This window comes from Microvirga terricola, assembly GCF_011777495.1.
Lineage (GTDB): Bacteria > Pseudomonadota > Alphaproteobacteria > Rhizobiales > Beijerinckiaceae > Microvirga > Microvirga terricola.
In genome coordinates, this window is the sequence record NZ_JAATJS010000001.1 from 208784 (window position 1) to 226292 (window position 17509).

Sequence of the window (17509 nt, forward strand, 5' to 3'; positions counted from 1 at the left end):
GTCCATTCCGCGCTGCGTTGTTCCGTAATGGCTGGAATATAAGCTCTAGAGCGCGCGAGCGGCCGCTGTTGCCGGAACGATGCGCCGACCTGTGCCGGCCGCTCCGCGCGGCACCGTGTCGTTGATGCGTCGGAACGTGGCGAGCGCCTGACCGACGATCTGGTCCATGTTGTAGTAGCGATAGGTAGCAAGCCGCCCGACGAACCACACATCCGGTGTCGCCAGCGCGAGCCGCTCGTACCTCTTGAAAAGCTCCTGATTTTCCCGCTTCGGGATGGGATAATACGGATCGCCGACAGCGGACGGATACTCATAGGTGAGCGCCGTCTTGGGATGCTCCTGGCCGGTCAGGTGCTTGTACTCGGTAACGCGCGTGTAGTCCTGCGTCTGCGGATAGTTCACGACGCCGACCGGCTGGTGCCATGGCTTGTCGAGCGTGACGTGCTCGAAGCGCAGCGACCTGTAAGGCAATTTGCCGAATCGGAACCCAAAATATTCGTCGACAGGCCCGGTATAAATGACTCGCCTGTGCGGAATCTTATACCGCACATCTTCGTATTCGGTCTGCGTCATGATGTGAATGTTGCGATGCCGCAGCATCTTTTCGAACATGCGTGTGTAGCCGTGACGCGGCATGAACTGGAACTCGTCACCGAAATAGCGGTCGTCCCGGTTGGTGCGCGTCGGAACGCGCGCGGTCACCGATTTGTCGAGTTCGGACGGATCGAGACCCCATTGCTTGCGGGTGTAACCCCGAAAGAATTTTTCATAGAGTTCGCGCCCGACCGTGGAGACCACCACATCTTCCGATGTTTTGATCTCGTCGACCTTTTCCGCCCGCCCGGCGAACCATTCCTGCAACTCTTCCGAGGTCAGGTTGAAGCCGTAAAGCGTATTGACCGTATCGAGATTGATCGGAATCGGCACGAGCGTACCATCAACCTGTGCCAGTACCCGGTGCTCATAGAACCGCCATTCGGTGAAGCGGGAGAGATAGTCAAAAATCTGCTTGGCGTTCGTGTGGAAGATATGCGGGCCATATTGATGGATGAGGAGGCCCTGATCGTCATACCGATCATAAGCGTTTCCACCGATATGGTTGCGCCGGTCGATCAGCAGGATGCGCTCGTTGCGCTCGTTCGCAATTCTCTCTGCAAGCACACTTCCGGCAAAGCCCGCGCCAACGATGAGCCAGTCATACATGACCTTACTCCGCGGGGGGGGCCGCATGAGTGGGCTGCGGCGATACGGAACGTCCGGCCACCATCTCTCCGCCGACATCGCGCATCAACCGATGCATGGCCGCCCAAGTGCGATCCCACGAGCCGGAGGCGAGATGGCGGTCCACTTTCGCGAGCCACGCATCCTTCGGCCGTGAGAGAATGCTCTCCGCGCACGCGACCACGTCGTATGCGTTTCCTGCAATCTCGACGAGCCCCTTTTCGCCATAGGGCCTGACAACATCGGTGATAGGGGTGGATACCACCGGCACGCCGGCGGCGAGAAACTCCGGCGTCTTTGTCGGGCTGATGAAGCGTGTGGCTTCATTGATCGCGAAGGGCATGAGGCCGACATTCCAGCCCGACAGATAATGCGGCAGATCATTATAAGACTTGCCGCCGAGCCAGTGAATGTTGGGCCGCTGCGGCAACGATTCCGGATCGATCTTCACCACCGGCCCGATCATGACGAGCTGCCACGCAGGCCGCAGATCGGCGATGTCGGCAACAAGATCGAGATCCATGCGCTCATCGATGACGCCAAAGAATCCGAGGCGCGGAAGGCCGATCTCGGCTTGGTCGTCGGGATCCGCTTTGATGTCGCGCGCTTTCGCGAAGTGATCGAAATCGATGGATGAGGGAAAGGCGTGCACGCTGTGATGTCGGTCGCGCTTGGCTTCGTAAAGACTCAAGCCGCCGGTGAAGACCAGATCGGAATGCGCAAAGAGTTCGGATTCGAGGGCGAGCATCTCCTCCGAGGCGCCGCGGAAAAGAGACAACTCATCCATGTTGTCATAGACGCACAGATCGCATTCGAGATCGTTCGAGAACGCGAGCGCCATCGGCGTGTAGTACCAGAAGATGCGAGGTTGCTGCGCGCGGCGGCCGATGAGATCGGCAACAAGCTTGCGTTGCGCCGCAACAGTTCCATCCGCGGACAATCCTTCCGGCAGATGCGGCACGGCAATCGTGACGCCTTGCGGCCGTGTGCTGAGTTCCAGATGCGCGCGGATTACAGGTTCAAAGATAGGTTCTTCAACAAAGAGAACGGCGTAGTGCCGCGCGGCGCGGCTCAAAAGATGTTGCGGACGCTGCCAGACGAAATCCCAACGCAGATGCGAGAAGCAGACAAGAAGAGTTTTTTTCGAGGAAGTCTTGAAACTCAGACGATAGGCAAGGCTCTGCGTCGTCAAACGCTCATGCATAGCGCAATCCTTAAACTGTCCATACGCGGTCACGGCCGGGCGATGTTTCGCTCGGGCGGTGACATTCAGGTTTTCGTGAAGCGAACCGGCAATGGCTCACGCTCGCAATCAAGTTGCCAACGCAACCAAAGCAACTTGGTTCCGGATTCGTTCATCTTAATGAACAGTCATTCAGGAAATACGGCTGTTATTTCTTTTCCAGCATCAGCGTCCCTTGCGCTTGAATGAATGTTTTCGCCTTGTCTGCGATGACGGCAAGGATCCACGGCAACTGCACTTCAACACGCAACTGATCGTCAAAGACATCGATTTGACCATCGACGAACTGGCCAAGTGCGCCGACGTGAAATGTCATGCGATCTTCAGCCCAGGCTTCATCGATGGAGGCGATTTTGTCGCCGAACTGCGACTTGAGCCGCGCCATGCCGCCGTGCAGCCGGCGCGCGGCTTCAGCCTTTCCCAGATTGTGAGGAATGAGGACGACGAGGGATTTCGACATGGGTCGCTCCGCTTCTTTGCACAACAAGCGCAGCGGTGCGGATCGGGTTCCGAAACTAAAGCATTTCGACCTTGAGCGCGCGCACCACAATCGTCTCCTGCTGAAAGCGGCGCTCAAGCTCGGCGCGGTAGCGCTCCCACCAATGCTGGTCGATTTCGCGGGCCATGACCTCGAACACCACCAGATCGTCGTGCGGGGTGTGACCGCCTTCCTTCCACACGCTGTTGGCGGCAGCGCGCGTGAAGCTTGAGATGATGCCGAAATGCTCGGCGAGTTCGGAGCGCACACGTCCATAGACTGCGCCGTCGAAGCGGCGTCCGGCGCGATCCGTCAGGGGCAGAAGAAGCTGAACCAGATGCATCGCCACCACCCTGAAGCATCGGGAAGCGCGGCCGCGGCCGCGCTCGATGCGTCACGGATGGACAGCTAGGGCGTAAAGAGCGGAAAACGAGGCGTCAGGCCTGCAACGCCGCGAAGAGATCCCGGTCGGAGGCCGGCAGGCTGTCATCCACCCGATAGCGGCTCGACGGTTTCGAGACGCGCCAAGGACAGGCCGTTGAGGCATGAATCGCTTCCGACGGTCGCAACCGCCGCGCCGTGCCGTCGGCCTGCATCTCGTCGATGACGACAAGACCGAAGATGGTCAGCCGCGTCGCCATGACTTTGGTCGCCCGGTCGTCAGCGGCGACCGGCAGCGAGCCCGCGGTATAGACCGCATCCATAAAACCCTTCTGGTCGCGGCGCGGCGAGGCCGCAATGCGCGCACCGGGAAAGCGGATGACGTTGGTCGGCTGAGATCTCGATTCCATGTAAGCAACCCTTGGCCCCGAATCGGAGACAGGATCGCTGCAAGGAATTAAGAAGCGCCTAACCTTAATCGAGCCGTTGCAGCGCGACATAGGCCGTGCCGGTCTTGGTCAGACCCAGCTCCTGCGCCGCGCCAGCCGCTAAGTCTATGATGCGCCGATGAGCGAAAGGTCCGCGATCATTGACCCGGACCACGACGGACAGGCCGGTCTTCTCGTTCACGACCCGCAATCTCGTCCCGAAGGGCAAGGTGCGATGGGCCGCCGTCATGGCCGATGAGTTGAAGCTTTCGCCGCTCGCGGTCCGGCGACCTTGGAAGCCCGGCCCGTACCAGGAGGCCACCCCCCGCTGGAATTCTCGGCCAGACTTGGTTTGCGGAATGGAGCCGGTCACTGAAGGATCGGCCATGGTTTCCTGACAGGCAGCGACAAAGAGAAACGGCGCCAGAAGCGGCACCAGAGAAACGAAAGTCCTCACGGATATTGCTCCCCTTGTATCGAGCTTGACAGGGGGAGCTGGCCACCAGAGGAGCAAAATCAACTTAAAATGGATTTTTTCTTAGAAACCTATCCTTTTGCGCTATGGAACTAAACTAATGAGACACGGAGATTTACGGCCAAGCCTCTTCAAAGCTTGGCCGAATGGCATCACTGAGACGACTGAAACCTATCCTCAGGCCGGAAGGGTGAGCAGCCCCAGCCGTTCGCGCCGCAGCCAGCGCCACAACATCAGGGCCGCGACCGTCGCGAGCCCCGTGGCAAGGCCGATCCAGATGCCGACGCCTCTCAAATTCGTGCCGAAGGCAAGAGCGACGCCGAGCGGCAGGCCGACGCCCCAATAGCCGAAGGCGGCATAGATCATGGGAACGCGAGTATCCTGAAGCCCGCGCAACATGCCCGCCCCCACAGCCTGTGCACCGTCGACCAGCTGGAAGGCGGCCGCAAGCACCAGGAAGGACAGGGCAAAGCCGATTACCGGGGCATTCTTCGGATCGTTCAGGTCGAGGAACGCGCCGACCAGGAGATGCGGTGCGAAAATCATCAGCGTCGCCGTGAAGACCATGAAGCCCACGCCAAGCGCCAAGGCGGTCCAGCCGGCGCGAGTCACCCCGTCGGCATCCTGCGCGCCATAGGCCCGCCCCACGCGCACCGTCACGGCCTGGCTGAAGCCAAAAGGCACCATGAAGCAGAAGGAGGCAATCTGAAGCGCAATGGCGTGGGCGGCGAGTTCGTTCGCCCCGATGCGTCCCATGAGGAGCGCAGCCGCGTTGAAGATCGTCACCTCGAACGCCAGCGTCAGGCCGATAGGCACGCCGATGCGCCACAGGGTGCGATAGCGCGGCCAATCGGCCCGCCAGAAGCGGCCGAAGAGATGATAGCGCCTGAGCTTGCGATCGAAGCTGATGACCACCGCCAGGCCAAGAAACATGAACGTGCTGGAAATCACCGTACCGAGGCCTGCGCCGACAAGCCCGAGGCTCGGCAGGCCGAACGTGCCGAACATCAGGCCATAGGCGGCCCCGAGATTCACCGGCACGGCGAGAAGACCGATCACCAGCGCCCAGCCGGGCCGCTCGAGCGCCGCCAGGAAGGAGCGCAGCACGAGGTAGAGCAGGAACGGCAGCAGGCTCCATTGCAAAGCACGGATGTATTGCCCCGCCTCATGGGCTAAGGTGGGTTCCTGCCCCATGGCGAGGAGCAGCCATTCACCATTCCACGCAACGGCCCAGATCGGGATCGCGACGGTGATCGCCGCCCAGAAGCCCTGGCGCACGGTGCGGCGCACCTCGCGCACGGAATGGCGCTTGCGGCCCAACTCCTCGGCGATCAGCGGCGATGTCGCGCTGACGAGCCCGATGCCGAAAATCAGGAAAGCGAAATAGAGGTTGGTGCCGAGCGCACCGGCCGCCAATGCGCCAGAGCCGAGCCAGCCCATGAGGATGACGTCCGTCGTCATCAGGGAATTCTGGGCGACGTTGGTGAGGATCAGGGGCCAGCCGAGCGCGAGCGTGGCGCGCAGCTCCGCTGTCCAGGCGGCCCGTTGTGTGGATGAAGCGCTCGGAATCATGGTGACAGGCTTTTAGCCCGAACCGGACGCGAAAGGCCACACCCTGAAGTCGTGCGGAGAATAGATCTTCGCCCTCTCGTTCCGGGCGAATCCGAATCTCTTAGGACGAACGCCGCGAGGGCCGAGGGAACAGGGACACGACATTGTTCTCCTCGGGAGGCGCGAGCTGTCGCTGAATCGCAGCATGCAGATCGCGGCTGACGATGGGCTTGAGGAGAAGCAGAAACTCCTTTTCCTCCTCCATCGCACTCGGATTGCCGGTGATGAGCAGAACGGGCAGATCCGGAAAGGCCTGCCGGATTTCGCGCGCGAGCATCACGCCGTTCATGGTGCCGTGCATGGCGACATCGGTCAGGACAAGGCCGGGCTTGCGCGCCTTCAGCGTCTTCATCACCTGCCGGGCATCGGTGGCGATGCGCGTGACATAGCCGACCTCTTCGAGCATGGCCTGCAAGGCCAGCGCCACGTCCACCTCATCGTCGATGACAAGGACCTCAGTATGCGTGCGGACCGTTTCGCTCTCACCAAACTCGTCCCGCAAGGCGCCCGGCAGCATTTCTACGGGAGCATCGGCGCGCGGGAGGTAGAGGGTGATCGCAAGACCGTATGCGATATTGCGCACCTCCGCGGTGCCGCCGAGCGGATGCAGGAAACGTAAGCCACGATTCAATGTCAGCCACGCGTCGAGATCCATGTCCCGCAACGTGAACGCCTGCTCGCCCTGTTCATCCAGACCGAGTTGAGGCTCGTCCGTTCCGGTGCTGGCGATGACGAGTTGCACGAAGTCGCCTTCGATCGCGAGGTTCGATAGAGATCCCTTTTGCACCTGCGCGTTTCGCGCCTCGATGGTGATCGTCCCACCCTGGTGAAGAGCGTCGCGTACATAGGCACTGAGCGTCATGATCGCCATCTCGAGATCGCTGGGATCGACCTGCACCGGCCAGAGATCGCTCTCAAGCGAGACGCGCAGTTCCACCGTGTCCCTCAAGAGCGACCGGTTCATCAGCGTCGCGATGGATTCGATGCGCTCCGCAAGGTCGACACAGCGAACATCGCCATCCTGCCCCCGCGCAAAGGCATTGGAGCGGGCGATCAGGCTGGCGGCCTGGTCGGACGCCACGAGTGCGGAGAGAAGTTTCCGCTGCAGCGCCGGCTGATCCTTCAGGTGCCGCGCCACGGAATCGATATTCGCGCTGATGACGAGAAGCTTGTTGTTGAGGTCGTGGACGATGCCTTCCCGCAGGCGCTCCAGCATTTCCAGCTTCTGCACCCGGCGCGCGCTCTGCTCATCCCCGGCCTCGCCGGAGGCTTTCGCGGGGACCGGCGTCGGACCCTCTGAATGCATTCGCGGGGCCGGTTTCTCAAGAGCGGGAAAGGGCTCCGCCTCCGGCCTTGAGCGATTCGCGGCCCGTTCCTCCTGCTCGCGCAGGAGTTCTTTGATCCGCCGGCCGAGGCTCACGCCGCCCCACAGGACGGCCAGGGCAAAAAGCAGGCCCGACATGGCGATCCATTCGGGCTGCCGGCTAAACGCCGCACCCGCCAATGCAAGGCCTGAGAAAATGAGCGCGCAGGAGGAGAGCGCAAGAGCGAGCTTCAATGTAAAAGGCAGCAAAGGCATCGCGTTTTCGAACAATCATTTGACGAAGCGCCTCGAAGACGCCACTTCGATAATTGTTTTATGTAGCACGATCTGATGCAAAGCGAGATGTTATTGCAGCAAGTTTTCGTGTCCGGTGGAAATTAAGAGTGGTGCCGTTGTTTCGTCGTGTCAGGATTTTGCGGCCTCTGGTTGCAAGTGCGTTGTTTTTCGGTGCTCTCGCAGGGGCTTCGGCCCAGGACGGGATCGAAAAGCGCGTCAACGATCTTTTGGCCCGCATGACGCTGGAAGAGAAGGTCGGCCAGCTGAACCTCATCTCCCACGGCCCGCCGCTGCGCTGGCAGGACATTGCCGAGGGTAAGATCGGCGCACTGCTCAACTTCAACAGCGCGGCGGATGTCGCGCGCGCGCAGGCGCTCGTCCGCCAGTCCCGCCTCAAAATCCCGCCGCTCTTCGGCCTCGACATCCTGCACGGCTTCCGCACGCAATTCCCTATTCCGTTGGGAGAGGCGGCAGCGTTCAGCCCGCGCCTGTCGTCTCTCGCCTCCGAATGGGCGGCGAAAGAGGCTTCTTATGTCGGCGTCACATGGACCTATGCGCCGATGGCCGATCTCTCCCGCGACAGCCGGTGGGGCCGGATCGTGGAAGGATTCGGCGAGGACCCCTTTCTTGGCGCGATGCTGACCGCGGCACGGGTCGAGGGTTTCCATAAGGGCGGGCTGGCGACGACCACCAAGCATTTCGCGGGCTATGGCGCGCCCCAGGGCGGGCGCGATTACGACACCACCTATATTCCGCCGGCCGAGATGCACGACACCTACCTGCCGCCGTTTCGCGCTGCGGCGGCGGCAGGTTCCGACAGTTTCATGGCGGCCTTCAACGCGTTGAACGGCATGCCCTCGACCGCCAATCCCTGGCTTCTGACGGAGGTGCTGCGCAATCAATGGGGCTTTGACGGCTTCGTCACGTCCGACTGGTCCGGCATTCACGAACTCATCGGCCATGGCATCGCGGCGGACGAAGCGGAGGCGGCGCGCAAGGCGCTGCTCGCCGGCGTCGACATGGACATGATGGGCGAGCTTTACATCAAGTACCTGCCCACTGAGGTGCGCGCGGGCCGCGTGCCCGAGAGCGCAGTGGACGAGGCGGTGCGCCGCGTGCTGCGCACGAAATTCCGCCTCGGCCTCTTCGACCGGCCGGACATCGATCCGACCCGGAACGATGACGGCTTCCCCTCCCGCGAGGCGCGGCAGGCCGCGCGCGAGGTAGCGCGCGAAACGCTGGTTCTCTTGCAGAACCGCAACGACCTTCTGCCGATCACGCCGCGCGTGCGCTCCATCGCCGTCATCGGGCCGCTCGCGGATGCGCAGCGCGATCAGCTCGGCCCCCATGCCGCGCGCGGCCAATCGAACGACAGCACCACCATTCTGCAAGGCGTTCGCGAACGGGCGAAGGAGGCGGGCGTCGCGGTGAGATACGCTCCGGCCTGCGATCTCTTCTGCAAGAAGACCGATCAGCTCCCCGCGGCTATCGCCGTCGCAAAAGAATCCGACCTCGTGATCGCGGTGTTCGGCGAGCCACAGGATTTGTCCGGCGAAGCGGCTTCGCGCACGCGTCTCGTGCCTAACGGCAAGCAGGTGGAGGTGCTGGAGGCGCTCGCCGCCACGGGTAAGCCGGTCGCGCTCGTGATCGTTGCCGGCCGTCCGCTGGAACTCGGCGCGCTCAGCGAGAAAATCCCGTCGATCCTCATGGCCTGGTATCCGGGCACGGAAGGCGGGCCCGCCACCGCGGACGTGCTGTTTGGCGATGTGAGCCCGAGCGGAAAACTTCCTTTGAGCTGGCCGCGTTCGGTGGGGCAATTGCCGCTCTACTACAACCGTCTGCCCACGGGCCGTCCGACCCTGCCGAACAACCGCTTCACCCTGAACTATCTCGATGACGAGATCACCCCGCTTTATCCCTTCGGCTGGGGCTTAAGCTACACGCACTTCGCCTACAGGAACGCCACCATCGCGAAGGCGCGTCTCGAACCCGGCGACGCGCTCGATGTCTCCGTCACTGTGACCAACACGGGCGCGCGGGCCGGCCAGGAGGTGGTGCAGCTCTACACCCGCGATCCGGTCGCCATGCGCAGCCGTCCTCTGCGCGAATTGAAGGCTTTTGAGAAAATTGCCCTAAAAGCCGGCGAGGCGAAGACGGTGTCGCTCCGCGTTCCTGTGGAGTCCCTCGGCTTCCACCTCGATGACGGCACGTATCTTGTGGAAGCGGGCACGATCCAAGTCTTCGTCGGCGGCGACGCGAATGCCGCAGCGGTGGGTGAGGTCACCGTCGCGGATACGATCCGCATCCCGCCCTCGGAGCGGCGCGCATCTGTTCCGATTCAAGCGCAATAGGTCGACGAAGGGCCGCCGCACCCGCTATAGAAGGAGGCGATGGATGACGCACGGAACAGGGCGAAAACACATCGGACGCTGACAGCTCGCTATCTTGGAGCGCGAGACATCGTCGCCTCCGAGCGCACTGGCGTGGCGGATACACGGTTGGGCATGGCCCTGACTTTCGTCGCGGGTGCGATCAATGCGGGCGGGTTTCTCGCCGTCGGCCAATACACCTCGCACATGTCGGGGATCCTCTCGGCCATGGCCGATCATGCGGCCCTGGGCGCCTTCGACGTGGTTCTGTTCGGCCTCATGGCCTTCCTGCCGTTCATTATTGGCGCGGCCTGTTCGGCCATGCTGATCAACTGGGGGAGGCGTCACCATTTGGGAGGTCTCTTCGCCCTGCCCCTCCTGCTGGAAGCGCTGCTCCTCATCGCCTTCGGCGTGCTCGGCTGGCTCGCTTACCCATCCGCCGGCTTCATGCGCACCGCCGTGCCGCTGCTCTGCTTCATCATGGGCCTGCAGAATGCGACCGTGACAAAGATCTCCGGCGCGCGGATGCGCACGACTCATGTCACCGGCATCGTGACCGATATCGGGATCGAACTCGGCAAGCTCTTTTACTGGAACCGTGACAAGTCAGTTCCGCCGGTCATGGCGGACCGCGCCAAGCTGCGACTTCTGGCGGCATTGCTGGTTTCGTTCTTCATCGGCGGCATCGTCGGGGCGGTCGGCTTCAATCAAATCGGCTTCCTGTTCGCCCTGCCCTTCGCCTTCGTGCTACTTATTCTGGCCGGCCCAGCATTGCTGCCGGACCTCGCCAAGCGCCGCTGATCCCGCGCGGAACGCGGTGAACCCTCATAGCGGGAGGCGGATCTTCGGCTGCGCAGAGATGTTCATGCAAATTCTGATTGTTTTCTTATATCAAAGAAACACAAACAAGATATGTAATGATAAAACAAATCATAACTTAACGTCATCTCAAGGTAATAATTCGCATTAATTAGTTCGAATTTCGAAATATTCGCTCGACGAGCGGGACTAAATACTTATTCTGCACCCTGAAACTGGGCCGCGAGTCGGCTGGGGAAGTTACGTCAACAATTCGAAACCGTGCCGATAGAGGCACGCCATCCCGACGCCACGCCGGGATGAAGGGGGCGCATATGGCTGGAAGTCTTGAAGGTATTGCGGTCACAGTCACGTTCGAACTGCAGGGCTGGTTCCAATTCGAACAGCCGAACGTCTTCACCTCCGTCATCGTCGGCAATGGCGCCGAACTCGTGGTGCCGATCTCAGCGCGCATCCTGTCGGACACGGACGGCGACGGCGACATGGAGCCGGTCCAGGGTCCGAACGGCCTTCTCAGCGGCACAATGACCGTCGATATTTCCGGCAACCAAGTCTTTGCGAGCTTCGTCGGCACGGCACAGCCCGCCGGCTTCAGCATCAAGATCGAGGGGCTTGCGCCGCAGGGCGTCGCCCCGGGCACGATCGCCGATCAAGGCTCGATGAACGGGGTCAATAACGTCTACACCCCCAACTATGACGCTGCCACCAAGACGCTGACGCTGAACTGGATGTTCCTCGGCTTCCAGCCGGGCACGCATGTCGACCAGACGGTGTTTTACGACAACCAGTTGAATGATGCGCCGGTGGCGCATCCCGACTTCTACACAGCGACGGCCGGAACCACGTTGAACGGCAGCAATCTGCTCGCCAACGACATCGACCTCGACAACGGCGGTCCGCTCGGCGTCGTTGACCTTCAGACGATCACCAAGATCAATGGCAGCGCGGTCAATGTCGGCCAGTGGACCAATCTGTCCGGTGGCGGGCGTGTCCTGGTGAACTCCAACGGCACGTTCCAGTTCTCGGATAACGGCAATTTCGCGGATCTCGCCCAGGGCCAGACGCGCACCACCTCCTTCACCTACACGGTGACGGATTCCACCGGCCTCAACGACACGGCAACGGCGACCATCACCGTTCAGGGCGTCAACGATGCTCCGGTCATTTCCGGCTCGCTGGCCACCACCGCGCTCAACGACAACGACACCGGCGCGACACTCAATCTCTTTAAGAACCTGACGGTTGCCGATCCCGATACGGGCGAGAGCGATCTCACGTTGACGATCACGCTCTCGAATCCGGCGGCGGGCACGTTGAGCGGAGCGGCTTTCACATCCAGTTCCAACGGCGTCTATACGATCACCGGCCTCACGCCGGCGGCGGCGACCGCGATCCTCGATTCCATCGTCTTCACGCCGACCAACAACACGGGCTCGTCCGGCACGTTCACGACCGGGATCACCGTTGGCGTGCATGACGGCACGGTTGCGGGCACCACGTCGGTCAGCAACACCACCGTCACTATCACCCGCGTCAACGATGCGCCGGTTCTCAATGTCTCGAAGAGCCCCGCGCTCAACGCCATCGATGAGGATTCGCCCGCTCCGGCCAACGGCTCGACCGCAGGCTCGACTGCGGTCTCGACGCTGATCGGCTCCATGGGCATTAGCAACTTCAGCGATGTTGACGGCGACGCCGCGGGTATCGCGATTACCGGCGTCAGCAGCAAGGGCACGCTTTACTATTCCATCAATGGCGGCGCGACGTGGACCGCTCTCGCGGCTGTCAGCGCCAGCTCCGCGCTGGTGCTTTACGCCAACGCCACGACGCTGATCTACTTCAAGCCCAATCCGAATGAGACCGGGGACTTTGCCGACGGCATCACCTTCAAGGCGTGGGACCGCACCAGTGGCCACTCCAACGGTGCGACGGGCGTCAACACCACGACGGGCAAGTCCTTCTCCACTGCGACCGACACCGCCTCCATCACGGTTATCGACGTGAATGAAAAGCCGAACGCCGGCGGTGACGTGACCGTGAGCGCGCCCGGCGGTGCGGCGGTTTCGATCCTGGAGGACGCCACTCCTGGCGCCGCCAATATCCAGCTGACGCCGACCACGCTGTTCGACTTGGACGGTCCGACACCGACGCAGGTCCGCATCATGTCCGTCACCGGCGGCACGCTCAAGCTGGCGGACGGCACGCCGATCACGTTTGGCGCTGCCGGCACGGTTATCACGCTCACCAACGGCTCGGTCGACCTGCGCTTCACGCCGGATGCGGACCGCAACACGGATGCGAACTTCCAATATGTCGTCGTCGACAACGAGGGCGCGAACTCGCCGGCCTCGACGGCAACGGTGAAGATCACCCCCGTCGCCGACACGCCGAGCGTTGCTAACCCCACCATTCTCGAAGATACGGACAGCGGCGCCATCGTCATTACGCGCAATGCGGCGGACGGCTCTGAAGTCACGCACTACAAGATCACCGGAATTACTGGCGGCAAGCTCTATTCGGATGCGGCCTTCACGCACGAGATCACGGACGGCACCTTCATTCCGTCGACCGGCGCGACGACGGCCGTCTACTTCCGACCGACGCACGATTCGAACGATCCGGGCAGCTTCACGGTGCAGGCCTCGACCAGCGCCATCAATGCGGGCCTCGGCGGCTCGTCCGCGACTTCGACGATCGCGATCACGCCGGTCAACGACGCGCCGACCCTGACGGGCGGAACGATTACGCTGACCGGCACCGATGAAGACACCACGAGCGCCGCCACCACCGTCGCCGCCCTTCTGGCGCAGAGCGGCCATGGCGACATCGATGCAAGTGCGCTCTCCGGCATCGCGGTGACGGCCACCAACGGCAATGGCACGTGGGAATACTCAGTCGACGGCCTGACCTGGCACGCCTTCGGCAGTGTGTCCGGCGGCGCGGCGTTGCTGCTCTCCGCAACCAGCCTCGTCCGCTACATGCCCGATGGCGACAACGCGGAGAACGCGGGCCTTTCCTTCCGCGCATGGGACCGGACCACCGGCAGTGCCTCGGACAACAGCGGTCCGCACACCGCCAGCACCCTGGTCAATGGCGGCACGACGGCATTCTCCTCGCAGACCGCCTCGGCGACCATCGCTGTTACCGCCATCAACGACGCGCCAGTCCTGTCCAATGGCGGGATCACCACCTGGACGGAAGGCGCCGCGGGAACGGCCGTCGCCCCTTCGCTCAGCCTGACGGACGTTGACAGCGCGACGCTCGCCGGCGGCACCGTGACGATCACGAATTTCCATACGGGCGACACGCTGGCGGTCGGGACGCCGGGTCCGTTCACCGCGTCCTATGATTCTGCAACCGGCGTTCTGACTCTCACCGGCACCGGCACGGTGGCGGAACTGCAGACGGCGTTGCGGTCCGTGACCTATTCGTCCACCTCGGCCAACCCGACCGAGTTCGGCACCGACAACACCCGGACGATCAGCATCCAGGTCAGCGACGGCGCTGCGGAACACAGCCAGTCGAATACGGTCACCAGCTCCGTTCTCCTCATAGGCGTCAACGACCAGCCCGTCATCGGCGTGTCTCCGCACACAACCGAATACGTACCCGGCAGCGCCGTCACCGTCGACAGCGGATTGACGCTCTCCGATGTGGACAGCACCCTGCTCAGCCAAGCAACGATCACACTGCTGTCGCGCCCCGACGGGATCGACGAGGCTATGGGGCTGACTTCCGCCGCTGCCAATCTGGCCGCAGCTTCCGGGCTGACCCTCTCCTACAACGGCGTCACCGGAACGTTGACGATTTTAGGAAGCACCACCATCGGGATTTACGAGCAGGTGCTGCGTGGCATCACCTACACGAACACGAACGCCGTTCCTGATGAAAGTGACCGGACCGTCGCGATCACCGTGCGCGATGCGGGTGGCAGCAACAGCGTTCCCGTCACGAAGACAGTCGCCTACAACACGCTGCCGGTGGTGTCGTTCAACACCGGCGCGACGGTGGCGGAAGGCTCGGCGGACAACACGATTACCGCCACGATGCTGCAGGCGACGGATGCGGAAGCGCCCGGGCAGGTGACCTACACCGTTACGACGGGTCCCGCACACGGTACGCTCTATCTCTCCGGCACGGCCCTCGCCGCGGGCGCGACGTTCACTCAGGCCGATATCAACGCCGGTCGGTTGAAGTACGCCCACGACGGATTGGAGGCCGCGACGGACGGGTTCGGTTTCTCGATCACCGACGCGGCTGGCGGCACGCGCGGCAATCAGACGTTCCACTTCACCGTCACGCAGGTCAACGACGCGCCGGTCATCACCCCGGCGGCTCCGACGCTTCCGAGCATCACCGAGGATGCCATCGCCAATGGCGGCGCCACAGTGGCCTCTATTTTCGGCGCTAGCGTGACCGATCCTGACCCAGGCGCGCTTAGCGGCATCGCCGTGACCGGGCTCGTGTCGAGCATCGGCCAGTGGGAGTATTCGCTCGACGGCGGCGCACACTGGACAGCCATCGGCACCGTGTCGAACAGCGCGGCCCTGCTGCTGCGCGCGACCGACCTCGTGCGCTTCGTACCGGATAGCAAGAATGGCACCACAGCATCCCTGACCTACCGGGCGTGGGACCAGACCGGCGCAACGGCGGGTCATGAAGGCACAAAGGTCAATGTCACTGCGACCGGCGGTCAGTCGCCGTTCAGCACCACGACGGATACGGCCACCATCACGGTGAATGGCGTCAACGACGCGCCTGTTCTGATTGACACGAATGTGTCGCCCATATTGGTGGGCGAGAACGCTGGCGCGCCGGTCGGGACTGTCGGCACGCTTGTCTCCGCCCTGGTCGGCACCCGCAATGTGACGGACATCGATGCAGGCGCGCTTGCCGGCATCGTCGTGACGCAAGCCGATGAGACGAACGGCACCTGGTGGTACACGACCGATGGCGGCGCAACTTGGCTCCGCGTGGGGACGCTGACACCCGACAATGCCCGTCTCCTGCCTGCGGACGCGAATACGCGCATCTACTTCGAGCCCGACGCCGCTGTTCATGGCATGATCGCGACAGCCCTCACCTTCCACGCGTGGGATCGCAGCGTTGGCACGAATGGCAACATCGCAGATGCAATGATGACCGGCGGCACGACGCCGTTCTCGACGGCGTCCGACAGTGTTGACGTGTGGGTGAACACGCTCGTCGATGGAACACCCGTCCATACGGAGACGCACAACAACCTCGACGGTTCGATCACGCAGGTCATCACGATCCCGGTGGTCGAGCCGACCCGCTCGGAGGAGGTCGGCAACAACACCGTGGCCGACATTCCGCTCGTCCAGGGGAATTCCGGCGGTCCTCTGCTGCTGGCACAGCTGCCGGTGGGCTTCGGCCTTGAAGTCACGGGGCCGACCGCACCGAAGGATGTGAACTCGGCGCTGGCCGATATCCTGCTCGAGATCAACGCCCACACCGACGCCAACTCGAGCGACCGGGGCAGTCTTCGCAGCGGCGCATCAAGCTTCCTGCAGAGCTTGCCGGGCCACACGGACCTTCTGGTGCAGACCATCGTTCCGACGACGTCGGGCGCAGCACCCGGCGCGCCGCTGGTCATTTCCGGCAACCCGTCGGCAACCGGCGTGGCGACGGCCCTTGTCGTCGACACTCGCAACCTTCCCTCGGGCAGCAGCATCCAGCTGCAGAACGTGGAATTCGCGGCGGTTATCGGCGCGATCAAGATCACGGGCGGCGACGGAGCGCAGTTCGTCTGGGGCGATAGCGCAAACCAGTACATGGTGCTCGGCGCGGATGACGACACGCTGCACGGCGGCGGCGGAAACGACTATGTCGGCTCGCTCGGCGGCAACGATATGCTCTACGGCGATGCCGGCAATGACACCGTCTCGGGCGGCATCGGCAACGACTTGCTCTTCGGCGGTGAAGGTCTCGACCAGCTTCTGGGCGGTGACGGCAACGACCATCTCAACGGCGGGATGGGCCAAGACCGTATGGCCGGGGACAAGGGCAACGATATCTACATCGTCGACGACATCAATGATCTTGTGATCGAGGGACGCGGTGAGGGAACGGACACCATCTATGCGTCCACCAGCTACATCGCCCCGGCCAATATCGAGAACCTGATCCTCACCGGTCAGGCCCGGCTCGGCTATGCGAACAATCTCGACAACCTCCTTCGGGGCAATGCCGAAAACAACATTCTTCTCGCCCGCGGCGGTAACGACAAGGCCTATGGCGGCGACGGCAACGATCGAATCGAAGGCGAGAACGGTAACGACCGTCTCTACGGGCAGAACGGCCACGACCGCCTGCTCGGCGGCAATGGCAACGATACCGTCGATGGCGGGACGGGCAACGACTCACTCTATGGCGGAACCGGCAACGACGTTCTGATCGGACGCGAAGGTAACGATCTCCTACACGGCGGTCTCGGTGCGGATCGGATGACGGGCGGCAGTGGGGCCGACACCTTCATGTTCCGGTCGCTCAGCGACAGCTCGTTCACCTGGGGCATCGATGTCATCGACGACTTCTCCGCCAAGGAGAAAGACAAGATCGATCTTTCCGTGATGGACGCCAACAGCGTGCGGGCAGACAACCAGGCCTTCAGTTTCATCGGCGCAAGCGCGTTCAGCCACACGGCAGGCGAACTCCGCTATGAAGCCGTCGCCGGTGGGTCCTATGTCTATGGTGACGTCAACGGGGATGGTGTGGCGGATATCGCCTTCTTCCTGAAGAATGTCGTGAGCCTGAAGAAGGGCGACTTCTTCCTTTAAAACATGCGGACGAGCCTGTTTCGCTGAACAGGCTCATCCTCACTCACAGAAAAAGCTCCTCCCTGGTCGTCAGGGAGGAGCTTT

11 protein-coding genes are annotated in these 17509 nt (G+C 62.5%); 3 read left to right on the forward strand and 8 right to left on the reverse strand.

Features of this window, described 5'->3' with window-relative positions:
- Positions 1–45: 45 nt before the first annotated feature.
- The 8 genes from glf to HB375_RS01010 form a co-directional block, all read right to left on the reverse strand.
- The gene (gene glf, locus HB375_RS00975) at positions 46–1203 is read right to left on the reverse strand and encodes a UDP-galactopyranose mutase (RefSeq protein WP_167671085.1); all 1158 of its coding nucleotides are present in this window, start codon (positions 1201–1203) and stop codon (positions 46–48) included.
- A gap of 4 nt (positions 1204–1207) precedes the next feature.
- The gene (locus tag HB375_RS00980; RefSeq protein WP_167671086.1) at positions 1208–2425 is read right to left on the reverse strand and encodes a glycosyltransferase; all 1218 of its coding nucleotides are present in this window, start codon (positions 2423–2425) and stop codon (positions 1208–1210) included.
- 187 nt (positions 2426–2612) lie between these two features.
- Positions 2613–2924, reverse strand: a complete 312-nt coding sequence (locus tag HB375_RS00985) for a polyhydroxyalkanoic acid system family protein (RefSeq protein WP_167671087.1) — start codon at positions 2922–2924, stop codon at positions 2613–2615.
- A gap of 55 nt (positions 2925–2979) precedes the next feature.
- Positions 2980–3285, reverse strand: a complete 306-nt coding sequence (locus tag HB375_RS00990; RefSeq protein ID WP_205800003.1) for a hypothetical protein — start codon at positions 3283–3285, stop codon at positions 2980–2982.
- A gap of 94 nt (positions 3286–3379) precedes the next feature.
- A complete protein-coding gene (locus HB375_RS00995; RefSeq protein ID WP_167671089.1) occupies positions 3380–3733 on the reverse strand; it encodes a hypothetical protein in 354 nt (117 codons plus the stop codon).
- Between the two features lie 64 nt (positions 3734–3797).
- Positions 3798–4139 carry a septal ring lytic transglycosylase RlpA family protein gene (locus HB375_RS01000; protein WP_167671707.1) on the reverse strand — a complete coding sequence of 114 codons (342 nt, stop codon included), beginning with the start codon at positions 4137–4139 and terminating at the stop codon, positions 3798–3800.
- A gap of 264 nt (positions 4140–4403) precedes the next feature.
- On the reverse strand, positions 4404–5798 hold the full coding sequence (locus HB375_RS01005) for an MATE family efflux transporter (RefSeq protein ID WP_167671090.1): 1395 nt from the start codon (positions 5796–5798) through the stop codon (positions 4404–4406).
- Positions 5799–5898: 100 nt separating this feature from the next.
- A complete protein-coding gene (locus HB375_RS01010; protein WP_167671091.1) occupies positions 5899–7416 on the reverse strand; it encodes a response regulator in 1518 nt (505 codons plus the stop codon).
- A gap of 128 nt (positions 7417–7544) precedes the next feature.
- Between HB375_RS01010 and bglX the strand changes: the two genes are divergently transcribed.
- From bglX to HB375_RS01025, 3 genes are all read left to right on the forward strand, one after another.
- Positions 7545–9788 (forward strand): beta-glucosidase BglX, encoded by a 2244-nt coding sequence (bglX, locus tag HB375_RS01015; RefSeq protein ID WP_343232331.1) that lies wholly within the window; start codon positions 7545–7547, stop codon positions 9786–9788.
- Positions 9789–9827: 39 nt separating this feature from the next.
- A complete protein-coding gene (locus HB375_RS01020; RefSeq protein ID WP_167671092.1) occupies positions 9828–10607 on the forward strand; it encodes a YoaK family protein in 780 nt (259 codons plus the stop codon).
- A 332-nt stretch (positions 10608–10939) separates the two neighbouring features.
- Positions 10940–17425, forward strand: a complete 6486-nt coding sequence (locus HB375_RS01025) for a cadherin-like domain-containing protein (RefSeq protein WP_167671093.1) — start codon at positions 10940–10942, stop codon at positions 17423–17425.
- Positions 17426–17509: the final 84 nt, after the last annotated feature.